17 protein-coding genes and 2 riboswitches are annotated in these 15,495 nt (G+C 57.8%); of the genes, 1 reads left to right on the forward strand and 16 read right to left on the reverse strand.

Annotation, left to right across the window (positions count from 1 at the left end):
* Positions 1-143, reverse strand: a riboswitch (cyclic di-GMP riboswitch).
* A riboswitch (cyclic di-GMP riboswitch) is annotated at positions 144-242 on the reverse strand.
* Positions 243-663: 421 nt separating this feature from the next.
* The 9 genes from U8U68_RS02480 to spoIIR all read right to left on the reverse strand — a co-directional run bounded on the left by U8U68_RS02480 (position 664) and on the right by spoIIR (position 8,870).
* Positions 664-1,725, reverse strand: coding sequence for a type IV pilus twitching motility protein PilT (locus U8U68_RS02480; RefSeq protein WP_322199274.1), 1,062 nt, complete (start codon positions 1,723-1,725; stop codon positions 664-666).
* Positions 1,726-1,816: 91 nt separating this feature from the next.
* Entirely contained in the window at positions 1,817-2,236 is a 420-nt protein-coding gene (locus tag U8U68_RS02485; RefSeq protein WP_322199275.1) for a hypothetical protein, read from the reverse strand.
* A 13-nt stretch (positions 2,237-2,249) separates the two neighbouring features.
* Positions 2,250-2,666: a hypothetical protein gene (locus U8U68_RS02490; RefSeq protein ID WP_322199276.1), complete on the reverse strand. Its 417-nt coding sequence runs from the start codon at positions 2,664-2,666 to the stop codon at positions 2,250-2,252.
* Positions 2,663-3,136: a DUF4860 domain-containing protein gene (locus U8U68_RS02495; protein WP_322199277.1), complete on the reverse strand. Its 474-nt coding sequence runs from the start codon at positions 3,134-3,136 to the stop codon at positions 2,663-2,665. The genes U8U68_RS02490 and U8U68_RS02495 overlap by 4 nt, the downstream gene beginning before the upstream one ends.
* Complete coding sequence (locus U8U68_RS02500) at positions 3,133-3,453, reverse strand: hypothetical protein (RefSeq protein ID WP_322199278.1); 321 nt, start codon at positions 3,451-3,453, stop codon at positions 3,133-3,135. The genes U8U68_RS02495 and U8U68_RS02500 overlap by 4 nt, the downstream gene beginning before the upstream one ends.
* A gap of 4 nt (positions 3,454-3,457) precedes the next feature.
* A complete protein-coding gene (locus U8U68_RS02505; protein ID WP_322199279.1) occupies positions 3,458-4,495 on the reverse strand; it encodes a type II secretion system F family protein in 1,038 nt (345 codons plus the stop codon).
* Between the two features lie 80 nt (positions 4,496-4,575).
* Entirely contained in the window at positions 4,576-4,782 is a 207-nt protein-coding gene (locus U8U68_RS02510; protein ID WP_322199280.1) for a hypothetical protein, read from the reverse strand.
* A gap of 124 nt (positions 4,783-4,906) precedes the next feature.
* Positions 4,907-8,242 carry a PD-(D/E)XK nuclease family protein gene (locus U8U68_RS02515; protein ID WP_322199281.1) on the reverse strand — a complete coding sequence of 1,112 codons (3,336 nt, stop codon included), beginning with the start codon at positions 8,240-8,242 and terminating at the stop codon, positions 4,907-4,909.
* A 13-nt stretch (positions 8,243-8,255) separates the two neighbouring features.
* Positions 8,256-8,870: a stage II sporulation protein R gene (gene spoIIR, locus U8U68_RS02520; RefSeq protein ID WP_322199282.1), complete on the reverse strand. Its 615-nt coding sequence runs from the start codon at positions 8,868-8,870 to the stop codon at positions 8,256-8,258.
* Positions 8,871-9,109: 239 nt separating this feature from the next.
* Here spoIIR and U8U68_RS02525 point away from each other — a divergent pair, with 239 nt between their 5' ends.
* Positions 9,110-9,943 carry a putative manganese transporter gene (locus U8U68_RS02525; protein WP_322199283.1) on the forward strand — a complete coding sequence of 278 codons (834 nt, stop codon included), beginning with the start codon at positions 9,110-9,112 and terminating at the stop codon, positions 9,941-9,943.
* 56 nt (positions 9,944-9,999) lie between these two features.
* Here the strand turns inward: U8U68_RS02525 and ispE are convergent, their stop codons facing one another.
* From ispE to U8U68_RS02560, 7 genes are all read right to left on the reverse strand, one after another.
* A complete protein-coding gene (gene ispE / locus U8U68_RS02530) occupies positions 10,000-10,857 on the reverse strand; it encodes a 4-(cytidine 5'-diphospho)-2-C-methyl-D-erythritol kinase (protein ID WP_322199284.1) in 858 nt (285 codons plus the stop codon).
* Positions 10,854-11,171 (reverse strand): hypothetical protein, encoded by a 318-nt coding sequence (locus U8U68_RS02535; RefSeq protein ID WP_322199285.1) that lies wholly within the window; start codon positions 11,169-11,171, stop codon positions 10,854-10,856. Before U8U68_RS02535 ends, ispE begins: the two co-directional genes overlap by 4 nt.
* A 93-nt stretch (positions 11,172-11,264) precedes the next feature.
* Entirely contained in the window at positions 11,265-12,398 is a 1,134-nt protein-coding gene (locus U8U68_RS02540; protein WP_322199286.1) for a DUF362 domain-containing protein, read from the reverse strand.
* Positions 12,395-13,561: an aminotransferase class I/II-fold pyridoxal phosphate-dependent enzyme gene (locus U8U68_RS02545; RefSeq protein WP_322199634.1), complete on the reverse strand. Its 1,167-nt coding sequence runs from the start codon at positions 13,559-13,561 to the stop codon at positions 12,395-12,397. The genes U8U68_RS02540 and U8U68_RS02545 overlap by 4 nt, the downstream gene beginning before the upstream one ends.
* The gene (locus U8U68_RS02550) at positions 13,557-14,045 is read right to left on the reverse strand and encodes an Lrp/AsnC family transcriptional regulator (RefSeq protein ID WP_322199635.1); all 489 of its coding nucleotides are present in this window, start codon (positions 14,043-14,045) and stop codon (positions 13,557-13,559) included. Before U8U68_RS02550 ends, U8U68_RS02545 begins: the two co-directional genes overlap by 5 nt.
* Positions 14,046-14,101: 56 nt before the next feature.
* On the reverse strand, positions 14,102-14,581 hold the full coding sequence (locus U8U68_RS02555) for an NUDIX hydrolase (RefSeq protein WP_322199288.1): 480 nt from the start codon (positions 14,579-14,581) through the stop codon (positions 14,102-14,104).
* Between the two features lie 31 nt (positions 14,582-14,612).
* Positions 14,613-15,422 (reverse strand): histidinol-phosphatase HisJ family protein, encoded by an 810-nt coding sequence (locus U8U68_RS02560; RefSeq protein ID WP_322199289.1) that lies wholly within the window; start codon positions 15,420-15,422, stop codon positions 14,613-14,615.
* Between the last annotated feature and the right edge of the window lie 73 nt (positions 15,423-15,495).

Here is a 15,495-nt window from a genome sequence, read left to right on the forward strand (position 1 = left end):
TCCGGCGGCCGGGCTGGCATCGCCGTTGCGTTTGCGGCCTTTGGGCCGCGCCTGCCTACCCAGTCTGTTCCTTACCTTCTCCGGGATCCGGCATTAGCCCCCATAGCTTTGCGTCCCGCCGTTTCCAACGGTTTGCTGATAGAATCAGCAACCGGCTAACATGACGGAGCGTTTCCTTCTCCTCCGCTTTAGTCCCTATGGCTTTGCGTCCCACCGTTTCCGGCGGTTTGCCAAAAATGTTCGTCATCGTTGCACGGGCCCAAACACTGCCCTAATCTCTCCCCGCTGTCATCGATGTACATGACAGCGGGGCGCTACCACGGTGGCATCGCTTGATTCTTTATCATACGCGCACCTCCTTTCCATAGGTACCTAAGTTTACTGCACGGCTTCACTGAACACGGGAAAGGATTGTTTGGCCAGTTTTGGCCAAACAACAGAAAGCTAGCTTTCTGTATGTTGAATTCGCACGATCGGTCTGTATTTTATTTCCATATTTAATTTTCAGTGTTACGCTATATGTTGTGTTCATCCCGCCTCCCTTCTAAGGCATATTCTACTTCAATATAATATGTCGACGGAAATTTCTGGAAAATAAGAGAAAGAGAAAAATTATTTTCGATTAACAAATAATTTTTTCTCTCCCCCATTTTGCTATTTTATTTACCCCAGCCGCCGGCGCAGCTGATCTGGATTATCTGAATAATTCAGGGCTATTTCCTTGGTAATCATCCCCTGCTGGTACAGCTTCAAAATAGACTGGTCCATGGTCACCATACCCTCGGCGCTGCCTGCCGCTATGGCGCTGTCGATCTGGTGGGTCTTGCTGTCCCGTATCAGGCTGCGGATCGCGCTATTCATATGCATCACCTCAAAAGCCGGCACCAGCCCGCCCTGGGTGTCTGGCAGCAGCTGCTGGCTAACCACCGCGCTAAGCACCATAGAAAGCTGCACCCGAACCTGGCCCTGCTGCCCGCTGGGGAAGCTGTCTACAATACGGTCAATGGTATTCACCGTGCCCTTGGTGTGCAGGGTAGCAATGAGCAGGTGGCCGGTCTCCGCGGCGGTCATGGCCGTGCGGATGGTCTCGTGGTCCCGCATCTCCCCCACCAGCATCACGTCCGGGGCCTGGCGCAGGCAGGCCCGCAGGGCAGAAAGGTAGTCCTGGGTGTCAATGGCCACTTCCCGCTGGCTAACAATGCTCTTCTGGTTTCGGTGCAGATACTCAATGGGATCCTCCAGCGTGATAATATGGGCCTCTCGGGTCTGATTGATCCGGTCGATAATACATGCCTGGGTGGTAGACTTGCCGCTGCCTGCTGTGCCGGTGACCAGCACCATGCCATGCTGAAGCTCCGCCAGGTCCATCACCTGCGGGGGAATTTGCAGGGCTTGCCAGTTTGGAATGTCAAAGGCCACCACCCGCACCACTGCGGCCATAGAACCCCGCTGCTTGTAGGTGTTAATGCGAAACCGGGCCAGCCCCCGCACCGCACAGGAGAAATCATCGTCCCCCTGGGCCTCAAATCGGTCCATAGGGCGTTTGGCCAGCTCGTATAATTGGCTGATCAGGGCATAGGTGTCATCGGGAAAAAGCTGGTTTTCGTCAATACGCACCAGGCGCTTTTCCAGCTTTTCACAGACCGGACTCCCGCCGATGATAAAAAGATCCGAAGCGCCATCATCCACAGCGCGCTTTAAATATTCCGTAACAGATGTTGACATAGGGTGTCTCCTTTTCTGATAGATTTTTTTCCTCTAAATAAAAAACACGCAGTCCAAGTACATTCGGCACCTGGACTGCGCAGCGGGCCACTTATCCAAGCCCTGATCCATCCCCCTCATACAGTTCTACATGGTCTCGAGGCGTCCACTCTTCCGTGGAAACCGCCTGCCACTTCAACACCTGCCAGCGGGTTTCGGTCAGCGTAACCTCCACTTCCAGCCGCTGGCCCTCTGAAATGGGGCAGCTATAGCGGTATATCCCGCCGCTTTCCTCCACGCCTTCAGGTACCTGGCCCGCCCGCAGCTGGGCAAGAATCTCTTCCGCTTGGCTATCGGCAGCATAGTATCCTGCCACTGCCTGGGCTGCGGTATCCCCCAGGCGGCTGTCTGCCCGGACGGTGCTAAGGCTTAGCAGGGCGAACACCGTCAAGCACAGAACCGCAAATACCACCAGCAGAGAACTGCCCCCCAGCGCCGGCGGCGAAAACCGGACTTTCTCTTTCTTTGCCATCGCCTAGCCCCCTTTAGTAGTAGTCCTTTGTCTGTTTCTGCCAGGAGAATTCTAGGCTGTACAGCTCCTTGCCCTCCGGGTTGGTCACCGTTACCCGGCTCTCCCCCAGATAGGGCAGGCGCTCTGGCAGGCGGGTCAGCTCCACGGTATAAAAGCTGGGCTCAAAACTGGGCTTACCCTCATCGTCAAAATAATAGGTACCCTCGCCTGTAGGATACTTTTTATCCACCAGAGGACCATCGGTCTTTGCCGCAAATTTCTCCGACTCCACCGTGTTCTGGCACAGCACCACCGCCATATCCCGCTGGCGGGCCTCCTCCGAAAGCCGGTCCGACAGCACAAAGGCCTGTAGGCACAGGGCCGCCGCCAGGGCGAACACCAGAATCATCACTATCTGTTCCATCATCACCAGGGGCGCTTTGCTCTTCATGACAGACCGCCCTCCATTTCGCCGCGCAGGGTGAGGTAGAGGTCCGGGCAGCCCTCTATCTTGACCCGCACCCCGCCGTTATCAATGGACAGCTCCATGCCCTCCGCCTCCATAACGCGCTCGCCGTCCTCAGGCTCCAGCATTAAGTCTTCGGCACAATACAGCTCCATCAGCCAGCCATCATAACAGTACACCCGGGTAATATAGCCCTCTTCATCCCGCAGTTCCAGGGCGTCCATGCCGTTAAACCGGCCGGCCCCTACGCCCCCCTGGCCATCCGCCTGACGTACCCGCTGGGCTATGTACTGTAGACAGGTACGCTGTTGATAGGCCCCCTGATCCCGCTGGGTCAACCGCTGGTAAACCCCCGCGCCGGTAAGCAGCACCGTTAGAATGCATACCGCGAACACCGCGAACAGCAGCAGAGCCACCAGACCGTCTATATGATGCTTTACCGTTAATTTCTTCATGGTCTCTCCAGCACTGTGATATCAGGCATCAGGTTTTCCGCGCAGGGCACGAAGTGGACCATATACCGGTCCTCATCCACCTGAATCCCATAGTGCTCCTCCAAATATTCCAAACTAGGGGGATAGCTTCCCTCGCTGGCAAAGCAGGCCACGCAGCCCCGCCGCAGGGCCTGCTCCAGCTGGTCTACGCCCTTCTCCGCCTGGCCCCGGTCCAGGTTGTCCAGGGCCGCGGCAAAAAACACCACCCCTGCCGCCAGCCCCAGGGGCAGCAGCAGGCCCCGAAAAACCCGAATCCACCTATGTTCTATTTTCCCCATGGCGTCACCCAATGGCCGCCATAATGTTCATCAGCGGCAACATAACAGACAACAGAATCAGTCCCACCAGCATCGAGCAAACCAGCACCAGGGCTGGTTCAGCCCTGCTAACCTTCTCTTCCAGGGCGGCCTCGCTCTCCTCGGCCAGGTCCTGGGCAATCTTCTCCATAGCCGCATCCCCCGCGCCGCTGCGCTGGCCCAGCTCTAATAAGCGGCACTGGGCCGCCGGCAGCAAGCCGCTCTCCCGCATCGCGGAGGAAAGGGCCTCGCCCTCATCCAGCCTGGCGCGGCAATCCTGGCAACGCTGCTGGGCTGTGGGGGTACCAGCCATTACATCCCGGGCCAAGTCCAGGGCATCCTCCATAGGCAGGCCACTGGCCATGCCCATAGCCAGGGCTTGGGCCACCCGGGCGGTATTCATCCGGCGGGAAACGCCCTTATCCCCCCGGGTTTTTTTCCACCAGCCGGTCACTCTTTCCCGAAAGCTCCCCACAGCGGCAAACAAAATAAAGAAGATCACCACCAGGGCTAAAACGGCCAGCAGCACCGGCATGGCGCCATCCAGCCAGCGGCCAATGGACAAAAGCCCTCCGGCCACTCCGCTGAGCCGCCCGCCCAAAGAGGCATACACTTCGTCAAAAATGGGAAGTACCTTCACCAGCAGCACTGTGATGACCACCAGCATCAGGGCCAACATCACCGCTGGGTACAAAAGGGCGCTGCGCACCCGCCGGTCCAGCCGGGCCCGGTCCTCATAAAAGGTAGAAAGGGCCCGCAGGGCCTCTTCCAGCTTGCCGGACTGTTCGCCCACCTGCACCAGCCCGCACACATAGGCCGGAAAACCCCCGGCCTCCTTCATCGCGTCCGAGAGGGTCCCGCCCTCATCCAGGCGCAGCGCCATGCCGTTTAGCATTTTCTCGTTGGCCTGGTCCTCCTGGGCCATCAGGGCCAGCCCGTCTCCTGTACCCACACCGGCATGCATCAGCATGGCCAGCTCCAGGCACAGGGCAGCAATGCTTTGATTTGTCAAATCTTTTTTCACGTCAAGACCTCCGTTACAGCGGCCGAAAAGACCCCGGCCGGTGAATCAATGGCAAGAATGTCCTCCCCTACCATTTTACCCTAATTGGCCGGTTTTGTAAAGTCCGATTCTCTTTCGGCCAACACCCGCACCTTTCCCTCAGCGTCGGCCACAGCCCGCAGCACTTCCCGGCGGCGTTGAAGGGACAGCGCCAGGGTAAGGGCTAGGTTCACGGTGGTGACCAGTGCCAGGAAGATCCTCCCTTTCATGCCAGGCTTTCTGCGAGCAGTACTTTTCTTTTTGCTCATGATAATAGGCCTCCTATTTTAAAATAATTTGCACAAGCAGCGGGCGGTTCCGCTCTTTTTATGCTTCTTTCTACCGGCGGGAGCTCTCTTCTAACGTATCCGGCGGCTTTGCTTTTCTGCCGCTTCACGGCTCCTTTTGCGCCATCTCCCGCGCGATTCGTTCCATCGCCTCTTTGGTCCCGGTCCGTTCCTGTTCTATATCCTGTTGGCCATATTCCCCGCCGCACACCGCCCCGTAGGGGCAGTACTGGCAGGTATTTTGATTTTTAAGGTTGGGCTTTGCCTCTGCCGCGCCCCGGGCCAGCTCCCGGCCCATAGAAGCTACCAGCCGCTGGGCGTATCCCAGCACCTGTTCCAGCTCTTCCTGGCTAAGCACCTGACTTCTGCTGTCCGGGGTTCCGTCCTTTTTCAGGCTCACAGGGATAAATTCTCCCCGGGCCCCAGCCTCCATTGCCTCTATAATCTCCCCGTCATTAAGCACCAGCCCGCTCATGCGCAGCTGCCGGTCCGCCGCTTTTTTGACCTCCTCCGGGCTGTCTCCCCGTTGAGCCGCCACACTAGGCTCTGCCGCCGGCATATAGAGAATACCCGCTGGATGCAACCGGCCATCCTGGGCCAGGGCGGCCAGGTAAATCAGCATTTGCATATTTAGCCCATAGAGCACGTCCCCCAGCCGGAAGGACTTTCCCCCTGTCTTATAGTCAATAACCCGCACAAAGTCTTTTCCGTCCGGCCGGTGATAGACGTCTACCCGGTCAATGGTGCCCCCCACCGTAACCATCAGGCCATTTGGGTCCTGGATCTTCAACGCGGGCATGTCATTCCCGCCCAGCTTTACCTCCAGACCGCTGGGCTCAAACCTGCTTTGCGCCAGCTCTGCTTCCACATGGACAATAAGCTTGCAGGCAGAGCGGACCATACGCTCCAGCCGGTAGCGCTCCCGGCCAGAAAGAGCCTCTGCCCCGCCCATATTCTCTTCCGCATATTTCTGAATATGCCCCCGAACCACCGCTTCCAGCTCTTCCTGGGTCCAGGCGGTGCGCTCCTCCTTGGCCACCCGAAAGATCTTCTCAAAAAGATAATGCATCATGGTGCCATATTGTAGCACATCCACCTCGGCGGGCCGGCGCTCCCGGGCATTCAGGCCATACCGGCAGAAATATTTAAAGGGGCAGCTGTGGAAGGTCTCTATCTGAGAGGGCGATAGAAACAGCCGCTCCCCATACACCTGCCGGGCCAGTTCCGGGTCCTCCACACGCCGGGGCCTCTGCCCCGCCGCCCGTTCCAGGGCCAGCACACGGCCCGCAAATTCCTGGTCCTCCATAACAAAACGCCGCAGTGCCGCTGCCTGGGGGCTGTTCTCCTGCCAGCGGGCCGCCATGCGGGAAAAAGCCGCCTGGCGGGAATTGGCAAAATATTCGTCTGGCAGGTCCCGCCGGGGCCGCAGGTTTGGAAACGCCCCCAGCACCCCCTCCACCAGCTCACTGGGTTCCTTGTCCTCTCCCCCTACGGCGGAAGGCCAGGATATGTATAGCCGCTCCGCCGCTAGGCTGGCCACCGAGTAGGCCAGGTAGCGCTCCTCAACAGCTTTCTTTTCCAATGGGTCCCCCAGGGGCAGGTCCAGCTGAATCAGCTCCCTGCGCTCCGCGTCGGAGAACACCCCCGAGGACCGGGGAGTCAGGGGAAAGTCCCCCTGGGTGACGCCGATTAAAAACACTGCCCTGGGCGTGCTCTGCCGCACCTGCTCCGCTGTGCCAAAGATCACCTGGTCCAGGGTCTGAGGAATCTCAGAGACGTCCTCCGCGGCCAGCACCTCTTTTAGCAGCCGGTAGAACTTATCTCTAGCCACCCTTTGCTCTCCCAAAAGCACGTACATCTGGTCCAATAGTTCCATCAGCAGATCCCATACCCGCAGCTGTCTGGCGGAAATAGCGTCCTCCCCATCCATTTCCAGCCTCCGGCAATATTCCGGCAGGCTCTCCTCCAAACCGAAATCCATCAATAGATCATAGGCCGCCTGGGCAATCTCTTTTCCCGAGGCGTCCGCCGTGCGCTTCTCAAATCGCTCTAAAGAGGGAATTACCTTCTCCCGCAGCTCATTGAGCCGGCCAAGCAGAGCCGCGTCTTCTTCTGTCAGTTCCCGGCCAAAGCCCTGGGGATGCCGGGTAAAGGGGATGCGCCAGTCCTTGCCACGAATGTGCCAGAGGAAGGCGTAATTTTCCAAATCAGAAATTTCTTCTGTGCTAAGGCCCGTTACCCCGGTCTTTAGCATCTCTAGCAGGGCCCCGGTGTCCAGTCCCTCCTGCACCACCTCAAAAGCCCCCAGCAGAAACCTACACACAGGCTCCCCGTCCACCCGTATGGGCTGGGACATAAAGCAGGGCGCCCCCCGTTTCTCCAGGGCCACGTCCAGGCTTCCGTAGTACTGGCTCGGGTTCCGACAGATCACGGTGATGTCCCGGTAGCGCATTCCCCCTGCTGCCAGCCGCCGGATGGTGGCGGCCACATACTCTGCCTCTTCAAATACGTCCCGGGCCTGGAACATCTCTATCCCACTGTGGTCCTGGCTGGTCATGGCCTGGTCCGGACAAAAAAGCTGGGTCTCCAATAACTTTAGGTTCTCATTCTTATACCGGGGAGCACCCGTGAGCACCACTGGGGGCAGCACCTTTATCCCCAGGTCTCCGGCCAGCCGCTCCAGCCGGTAGCGGGTCCTGTCCACCAGGGCAAACAAGCCGCAGTCGTCCAGCCCCAGGCCGTCCGTGCACAGGGACACTAACATGGTATCCGCCTGGCGCAGCAGCTGCCCCAGCACCCGCATTTCTTGGACCGTAAATCCCTCAAAAGAATCCACTGCCACTGTATACCCCTTGAAGATGTCGCTTCCCTCCAGGGTCTGGGCCAAGCGGGTCAGGTCGTCTCGGCTGTCCAGGTAGCTGGCCCCCACCAGTGCCTCATAGGCGGCATAGACCAAGCCCAGCTCCCGCAGCTTTTGGCTAAGCCCCGCGGGCACCGGCAGGCCGGCGGCCTCCGTTACCTGGGCTGGGGCCAGGCCGCACATTTTCAGCTCGTCCACAGCGGTAAGCATCAGGTCGGTGACTCTCCCGGTGCGGGCGGCGTTTTTGTACACCTCCAGGTGGTCCTGGCAAGTTTCAATGGCGGCGGACATCAAAATGCGCCGCCCCCCATCACGAAGCCTGCGGCCCGCCGCGCCCCCTTCCTTGCGAAACACGGTCTCCGCCAGCCGGGTAAAGCTGTATATGCCAATGGTGTTGGCCCGCTGGGGCCCAGCCAGGCGCAGCACAGCTTTTTCCGTCTCAAAGCTGAACTGCTCAGGCACAATCATCATGCACCGGCTGTCCCCGCAGCGGTCATGATCATTTAAGCTTCGGTCCGACAGGACCCTGCGCATGTACTCGGTCTTGCCGCTTCCCGCGCGGCCCAAGACAAATTGCAGCATAGCTGCCTCCTCTCTACTTTGCCCCGCTCACCCACTCCCGCAGGGCCTCGTACCACTCCACCAGTTTCAGCTCCACCCGGTAGCCCTCTGGGTTTTCGGCCACCTCCCGCTGGTCCTGGGGCAGCTGTGCCAGGGGGTCGCCGCTGGCGGCAGGCAGACACAGGGCCGGGAACACCACGCACCACCAGTTTTGCCCCTCGCCCTCCCCCAGAGTGACCCGCAGGGCCCGGTACCGCCCGGCGGGCAGGGTAAAGCCCTGGTAGTCCTTTTCAGGAAAAGCCAGCTCTGTCACCTGGGCGTTCACCCGCTGAGAAGAGCCCTCTGCTTCCACCCTGCGACGGGCAGCGGCGGTAATGGCCTCCAGGTGGGTGCACACCTGGAAGTTGGCCTCTTCCAGGGTCTCGGCTCCCGCGCACCAGCGGTCCGCCTCGGCCAGCACCGCGTCCCGCACCTTCAGTTTTAGGGCCTGATCCTGGGGAGAGTCGGAATTGGCCACCACATGCAGCCGCAGAACGCTTTCCGGCAGCTGCTGAGAGGATGCCGCCACCCGGAACCAGCCAGCCAAAACCGTCAATAAAAACCCGGCGGCCAAAACCCGCAGGGCTGTTTTCTTAGTGAAAATGCTCATATAGCCACGCCTCTTTCCATATTTTGGGAAAAGTATGGGTAAAAAAGGACGCGGCTATACAGCGGGTAATAAAATTGTAGATGGATTCCAAGGAAACAAGCGCCTATTGGCAAAAAATTTCCCCCATACCTGACGCAACATATCCGCACTTTTCAGCTTCCTCCAACAATGAGTTGAATCTCACCGATGAATGTGCTATAATACAGTCTCAAATCTTTCCAAATAGAAAGGTCCTTTGTATGAAAGAAATTCTCTTGGACGCCCTATTAGACGCCCTAAAAACCCTGCCTTTTCTCTTTGGCGCATACCTGTTCATTGAATTTCTAGAGCACCGCGCCAGCCATAAGCTGACCCATGCTCTCTCAAAAATGGGTCCTCTGGGGCCTGTGGGCGGGGCGGTACTGGGCTGTGTACCCCAATGCGGCTTTTCGGTAGCCGCCGCCAATTTCTACGCTGGGCGGCTGATCAGCCCCGGCACGCTGCTGGCTGTATTCTTGGCCACCTCCGACGAAGCGCTTCCCATCCTTCTCAGCCGGCCTGGGTCCATGGGCAGCCTGGGCCGGCTTTTGGCCGTCAAGCTTGTTGCCGCCGGATGCTTTGGCCTACTAACCGACTTTCTTCTGAACCGCCGCGACCCAGAGGGAGCGGGCTTACACGATTTGTGCCAAAACTGCGGCTGCAAGGAAAAGGGGCTGCTGCGGCCCGCTTTGATTCACACAGGAAAGATCTTTCTATTCCTGTTCCTGGTGAACCTAGCTCTGAACAGCGCTATTTCCCTGGTGGGTGAGGAGAATATTTCCCGGCTTCTGCTCACCGGCAGCGTATTCCAGCCCTTGCTGGCAGCCCTCATCGGCTTTATTCCAAACTGCGCCGCCTCCATCATCTTAACCGAGCTGTACCTGGGGGGCTCCCTCAGCTTTGGCGCGGCGGTGGCTGGGCTGTGCACCGGGGCCGGACTGGGACTGGCGGTTCTGTTCCGGGTCAACCAAAACACCAAAGAAAATTTTGTACTGGCCGGTCTCCTTTATGTGGCCGCTGTGGTCACTGGCTGCCTGTGCCAAGTACTTTTCTAAAAAGTACCGCACTTTTCTAAAAAGTACCGCACTTTTCTAAAAAGCACCGCACTTTTCTAAAGCACTACCCCCTGGTTGGTAGGCCGCACCAGGAACACCCTGCCCTGGCCCTCCAGCTGCTTCATAGCCCAGCGGGCCTGCTGCTCCCCCTCAAAAATACCGTACACCCCCGACCCGCTGCCAGTCATCATGGCCCCCAGGGCCCCGGCCTCGGTCATGGCCCGCTTCAGCGCCCGCACTGGAGCCAGCCGGATCGTCTCGTCAAATCGGTTTCCCACACACCGGGCAATGCGCCGCAGGTTGCCCACCGCTAGGGCCTCCAGCATTTTCGGGGTGGCCTGGGTGCTGGAAAGAGGATACTGGTCCAGCAACGAATAGGCCCGGGGGGTGCTCATACCCGTGGGGGGCTTGCACACCACCAGCCAGCACTGGGGCATTTGGGGCACAGCCTCCACCTGGGTGCCAATGCCTGTGCACCGGGCCGCGCCCCCCACCACGCAAAAGGGCACGTCCGAACCCACCCGGGCGCCCAGCTCCATGAGCTTTTCCACCTTCAGGTTGGCGGAGAACATGTAATTCAGTCCCCACAGCACCGCCGCCGCATCGGCGCTACCGCCCCCCATGCCCGACCGGGCGGGGATATGCTTGCGGATAAAGATATAGACCCCCTGGTCTCCCAGGCCCTGATCCTCTAAGAAAAATTTCGCGGCCCGAAAGGCCGTATTTTTAGTGTCTACCGGCAGGCTCTCCCGGCTGCACTGCAAGTGCACCCCTGGCTCATGGCTGCGCTGAATTTCCAGCTCATCCCACACCGTTACACTCTGCATTACGGTATCCAGCAGGTGGAAGCCATCCTCCCGGCGGCCAGTCACATCTAAAGTCAGGTTGATTTTACCAAACGCTTTTACTTTCATCTTCTATCACATTCCTTGCGCCCCAGGGCTAAGGCCAGGGCGGGCAGATTTTTTCTTTTAAAACTAAGCAACGAGCCAAAGTGGACCATATTGCGCAGTCCAGGGGCGGGGAGGACCATTGCTCCGACTCCGCAGTACAGGCCTTTGGCAGAATATGGGATGGAGGTCTCGCCTGCCGATGAAACCGACCGGACCCACCCCCTGCTGGGGGGCACCGCTGGGACCGCCCCCCTGCCGTCCTGTCGAAATGGGCGACCTTTGCATAGGGAGGCCATCATACGCATAACCACCCGCAGGGCAATGGACCGATCCAAGAAACCCTCCATATTTGGGGCCAGAAAGCTCACTCATGGGTTGGTGCTCTTGGGCATTCCACTACACAAAGCGCCCCATTTCCATGTTTACCCTCACAGCTTTAGTATTGCCAGACGGCGCAGCTTCACCACATGCTTTGGGCACATCTCATGGCAGCAGAAACAGCGAATACAATTTTTATAGTCAATACGGGCCCTGCCCCCTGTCAGGGCAATGGTATGCTGGGGGCAGCTCTCGGCACATTTCCCGCAGCCCACACAGCGTTTTTGGTCGATCTTTGGATACGGGGTCGCGAACTTTTTCGCCGCTGGCCGCAAAAATCCTGGCAACCGGTCGATAAAGTCCGTGCTGCTGGCCTGGGCGGGCTTAAAATCTGCCGCGATATGCCCTTCTATAGCCTCCCCCAAAGCTTCCACTTCATCCAGGCGGCAGGGTCCCAGCCCTCGCTGGGCCGCCAAGCGCAACACATCCAGGTCCTCTGGGTTCATACCGGCCACAGCTGCCCCCACTACGTCGGCGGCATAGGGACTGTTTGAGGCAATGAACACCCCCAGGTCCCGGCGCTGGCCCCCAGTGGGGCCGTTGCCCTCCATTGCCCATATACCGTCCATCAGGCAGAGATCCGGTTTCAAAAAGGCGCACAGGTCTACCAGCATCTCACAAAAATTCTCTTTTTCCGGGAACCTGGCGTGAAGCTCTGGCTTTTGCAGCCCCGGCACCGCGCCAAACAGGTTCTTTACCCCGCCAGAGTATTTTACCATGCCGTGGGTCTTGAGCTTGGGCAGGTCAATGAGAAAGTCCCGATCCAAAAGCGGCTCTATAATATTGGCCTGGCGGCATCTCTTGCCCTCTGGCAAGTGCACCGGCCGGTATTTGCACTGGGTATACAGTTCCACGCCCGTCTCCTCGGCCATCCGCTGATAGCCGCAGGCCCTATACACTGCCCTCATCACGGCGGGTGTGTAGGGCCCCCCTGGGCTTTCCGCCACTAGAGCCCGGGCCCCGGTTTGCAGCACACAGCGGCCCACTGCCGCTGTAAACGCCGGGTGGGTAATAATGGCTTCCTCCGGCTTAGACGCCAGAATCAGGTTTGGCTTCAGCACCACAGTCATGCCGGGGCGCAGCCTATCATACACTGAAAACTCCTGGAATGCCCGGTCCACCAGGGCTTTCAGCTCCTGGGGGTCATAGGCTTTACAGCCCAGCAGCAACGCCCGCTCTCTCATAATTCAACCAGGAAAGCCCGGATGCGCTCTAGCGCCTCGGTAATGTGTTTGATGGAATATGAGTAGGAGATGCGCACAAATCCCTCGCCGCTGGCTCCAAAAGCATCTCCGGGCACCACGGCCACCTTTTTGCCATAGATCAGCTTCTCACTAAACTCCATAGACGTCAGCCCCGTGCTGCGCACCGAAGGAAATACATAGAACGCGCCCTCGGGCTCAAAACAATGCAGACCCATGTCGTTCAGGGCGTCCACCATCAGCCGCCGGCGCATATCGTACTGGCCCCGCATATACTGAATGTCCTCGTCGCCGTTTTTCAAAGCCTCAATGGCCGCAAACTGGCTGGTGGTAGGGGCGCTCATTATGGCGAACTGGTGCAGCTTGGTCATCACAGAAATCAGTTCCGTGGGCCCTGCCGCATAGCCCAGCCGCCAGCCGGTCATGGAATGCGCCTTGGAAAATCCGTTCACCACCACTGTGCGCTCCCACATACCGGGCAGGCTGGCAAAGGACACGTGTCCCTCTTCTGTATAGGTAAGGGCAGCGTAAATCTCGTCAGACATAACCATCAGGTTATGCCGTTCCACCACCCGGGCAATGGCTTCCAGGTCCTCCCGGCCCATCACCGCTCCGGTGGGGTTGTTGGGGTAGGGTAGAATCAGCAGTTTGGTTCTTTCAGTAATCTTTTCTTCCAGCTGCTCCGCTGTCAGCTTAAAGCCGTTCTCGGCCCGGGTCTCAATAATCACTGGCTCGCCCCCGGCCATTTGGGTAATGGGCACATAGCACACAAAGCTGGGCTCGGGAATCAGCACCTGGTCGCCGGGGTTAATCAGGCTGCGCACACACAGGTCAATGGCCTCGGAGCCCCCCACTGTAATAAGCACCTGCTTTTCCGGCTGATACTCCAGCCCGTAGTGACGCAGGAGAAACTTGGCCACCTCTTCCCGCAGAGACATAAAGCCCCGGTTAGGGGTATAGCGGGTGCGGCCCTTTTCCAGGCTGGCAATGCCCGCCTCTCGAATGTGCCAGGGGGTGTGAAAGTCCGGCTCACCCACAGACAAAGAGATCACATTGTCCATCTCGCTGGCAATATCGAAAAAGCGGCGGATCCCAGAGGGCTTGATCTGCTTGGCCATTGTATTCAACAATTTATCATAATCAATCACAAAGGTTGCTCCCTCTCTCGTCAATTTCCTCATAATCGCTGTTAAAGACCACGCCGCCGTCCTTATATTTGGTCAGTAGGAAGTGGGTGGCGGTGGACAGTACGCCATCAATGGTAGAGAGCCTTTTTGCAACGAACATAGCCACATCCTGCATGGTACGCCCGGTCACCGTTACAGCCAGATCATAGCCGCCGGACATGAGATAGACGCTTTTCACCTCGGGAAAGTTCATGACTCTGCCGGCAATCTCGTCAAAGCCCGTGTCCTTTTGGGGCGAGACCCGAAGCTCTATAAGGGCAGTGGCCTTTTGGGTTTCGGCACGTTCCCAGTTAATCAAGGCGTGGTAGCCCTTAATAACCCCGTCCCGCTCGTAGGCAGCAATGGCTTTCGCCACGTCCTCTTCCTTCTCATTCAGCATCACCGCCAGCTGTTTTGCGGTTAGCTTTGCCTCGTCCTGCAAAAGCTCTAATAATTGCTCCATTGCCATCTTTCCAGCGCTCCTCTCAGTACGCAAGATTTTTTAGGATTATTCCCAAATCACTCTAGCTCATTATATACAAAATGCACGAGTTCCTTTTTCTCTAAATTCCCCAGAAGCTGGGGTGGATAAATTTTCACTGTCCCCTGCCGGATCGCTTCCACCGGTACCCAATAAAAGCCCAGGTCCGTCCGCTGTCCACCCACTTCATCCCAGCCAAAACGCGGGCCCTCCCAGGGCTCTATCCCTGGCAGCTCCGCCCGGTAGTAGAGTCCGATCTGCTGGCAAGGCTTGCCCCACAGAAAACGGATCTCCCCCACCGCAGCCAACGAGCCCACTTGTAACTTTAGCCCCAGTTCCTCCTGGAACTCCCTGGTCAGGGCCTGGGCCCCGGTCTCACCAAACGCCACATGGCCCCCTATAAAGGCAAAACCGTCGTCATCCTCCGGCTTTTGCAATAAGAGCTTACCATCTTTTATTACAATAGCCGCTACCCGGTAGGAAAATTTCCACTCTGCCGTATCAAACAAAATATCCAAATTTCCCACCTTCTTTTTGTGCAATATTTTGTTACGCTAAGGGCAGCTGGACAGGCTTTCTCTGTTCATATACCGTGAATTCTGTAAACCCAGCCTCTTTCAACAGCTCCATGCACGGGTCGATGCCTTTCCCCAGGTCTGCGGTCTGGTGGGCGTCTGATCCCAGCGTCACCAGCCGCCCACCCAGCGCATGGTAACGGCGCAGCAGGGCCAGGCTGGGCATGGTCTCCCCTAGTTTTTGCCGCAAACCGGAAGTGTTAAGCTCTAAGGCTATCTCTTTTTCCACCAGGGCAGCCAAAATTTCGTCAATCTTTCCCTGATGCTGGGCCAAGTCCACAGAAACGCCCTGCTCCCCTTGGATGTACCGCAAGGGATAGGTCAGGTGGCCAAGAGCGTCAAAACTCCCCCAGTCTATCATTTCCAGCAGTTCTTCCCAATACGCATTTAGTTTTTGGGCAATCTGCCCATCACTCATTTTAGTGTAATCTATATAATAAAAGTCTTTTTCATCAGCAAGATTGTGCAAAGATCCAATCACAAAGTCATAAGGAAAACGATTCACCACTTCTTCCGCAGCGGTTAAGTCCTGCAAAGGCTGGCCCAGCTCGACTCCCCGCAGCAGCCGTATCTCCCCTGTTTCCAGCTTTTCCATGGCCTGCCAGGCCTGTTCGGTCCGCTGCCGGTACGTCTCCCAATATTCGTGGCATTCGCAGTGGTCTGTCAGCGTATAGGCATACAAACCCAAATGAACCGCTTGCGCGGCCATCTCCCCAGGGGTATTCTTCCCGTCTGGAGAACAGATAGAGTGGGTGTGGCAGTCGCTGGCATATTTGTGCTCCATATCTGTAGCTCCTTCTATGTTGATTTCAAATGACTCGCAAGTAGATTGCCTGGAACGTTTACTCTCTACATTC

Origin of the sequence: Acutalibacter intestini (genome assembly GCF_034334985.1) — a bacterium.
GTDB classification, from domain to species: domain Bacteria; phylum Bacillota; class Clostridia; order Oscillospirales; family Acutalibacteraceae; genus Acutalibacter; species Acutalibacter intestini.

What these genes read in the sequence shown, in the direction of transcription:
- spoIIR (WP_322199282.1), bottom strand. Translation starts at nt 8,870, where the DNA reads ATGAGCATTTTCACTAAGAAAACAGCCCTGCGGGTTTTGGCCGCCGGG.
- U8U68_RS02480 (WP_322199274.1), bottom strand. Translation starts at nt 1,725, where the DNA reads ATGTCAACATCTGTTACGGAATATTTAAAGCGCGCTGTGGATGATGGC.
- ispE (WP_322199284.1), bottom strand. Translation starts at nt 10,857, where the DNA reads ATGAAAGTAAAAGCGTTTGGTAAAATCAACCTGACTTTAGATGTGACT.
- U8U68_RS02525 (WP_322199283.1), top strand. Translation starts at nt 9,110, where the DNA reads ATGAAAGAAATTCTCTTGGACGCCCTATTAGACGCCCTAAAAACCCTG.
- U8U68_RS02560 (WP_322199289.1), bottom strand. Translation starts at nt 15,422, where the DNA reads ATGGAGCACAAATATGCCAGCGACTGCCACACCCACTCTATCTGTTCT.
- U8U68_RS02500 (WP_322199278.1), bottom strand. Translation starts at nt 3,453, where the DNA reads ATGGGGAAAATAGAACATAGGTGGATTCGGGTTTTTCGGGGCCTGCTG.
- U8U68_RS02510 (WP_322199280.1), bottom strand. Translation starts at nt 4,782, where the DNA reads ATGAGCAAAAAGAAAAGTACTGCTCGCAGAAAGCCTGGCATGAAAGGG.
- U8U68_RS02515 (WP_322199281.1), bottom strand. Translation starts at nt 8,242, where the DNA reads ATGCTGCAATTTGTCTTGGGCCGCGCGGGAAGCGGCAAGACCGAGTAC.
- U8U68_RS02540 (WP_322199286.1), bottom strand. Translation starts at nt 12,398, where the DNA reads ATGAGAGAGCGGGCGTTGCTGCTGGGCTGTAAAGCCTATGACCCCCAG.
- U8U68_RS02495 (WP_322199277.1), bottom strand. Translation starts at nt 3,136, where the DNA reads ATGAAGAAATTAACGGTAAAGCATCATATAGACGGTCTGGTGGCTCTG.
- U8U68_RS02485 (WP_322199275.1), bottom strand. Translation starts at nt 2,236, where the DNA reads ATGGCAAAGAAAGAGAAAGTCCGGTTTTCGCCGCCGGCGCTGGGGGGC.
- U8U68_RS02490 (WP_322199276.1), bottom strand. Translation starts at nt 2,666, where the DNA reads ATGAAGAGCAAAGCGCCCCTGGTGATGATGGAACAGATAGTGATGATT.
- U8U68_RS02550 (WP_322199635.1), bottom strand. Translation starts at nt 14,045, where the DNA reads ATGGAGCAATTATTAGAGCTTTTGCAGGACGAGGCAAAGCTAACCGCA.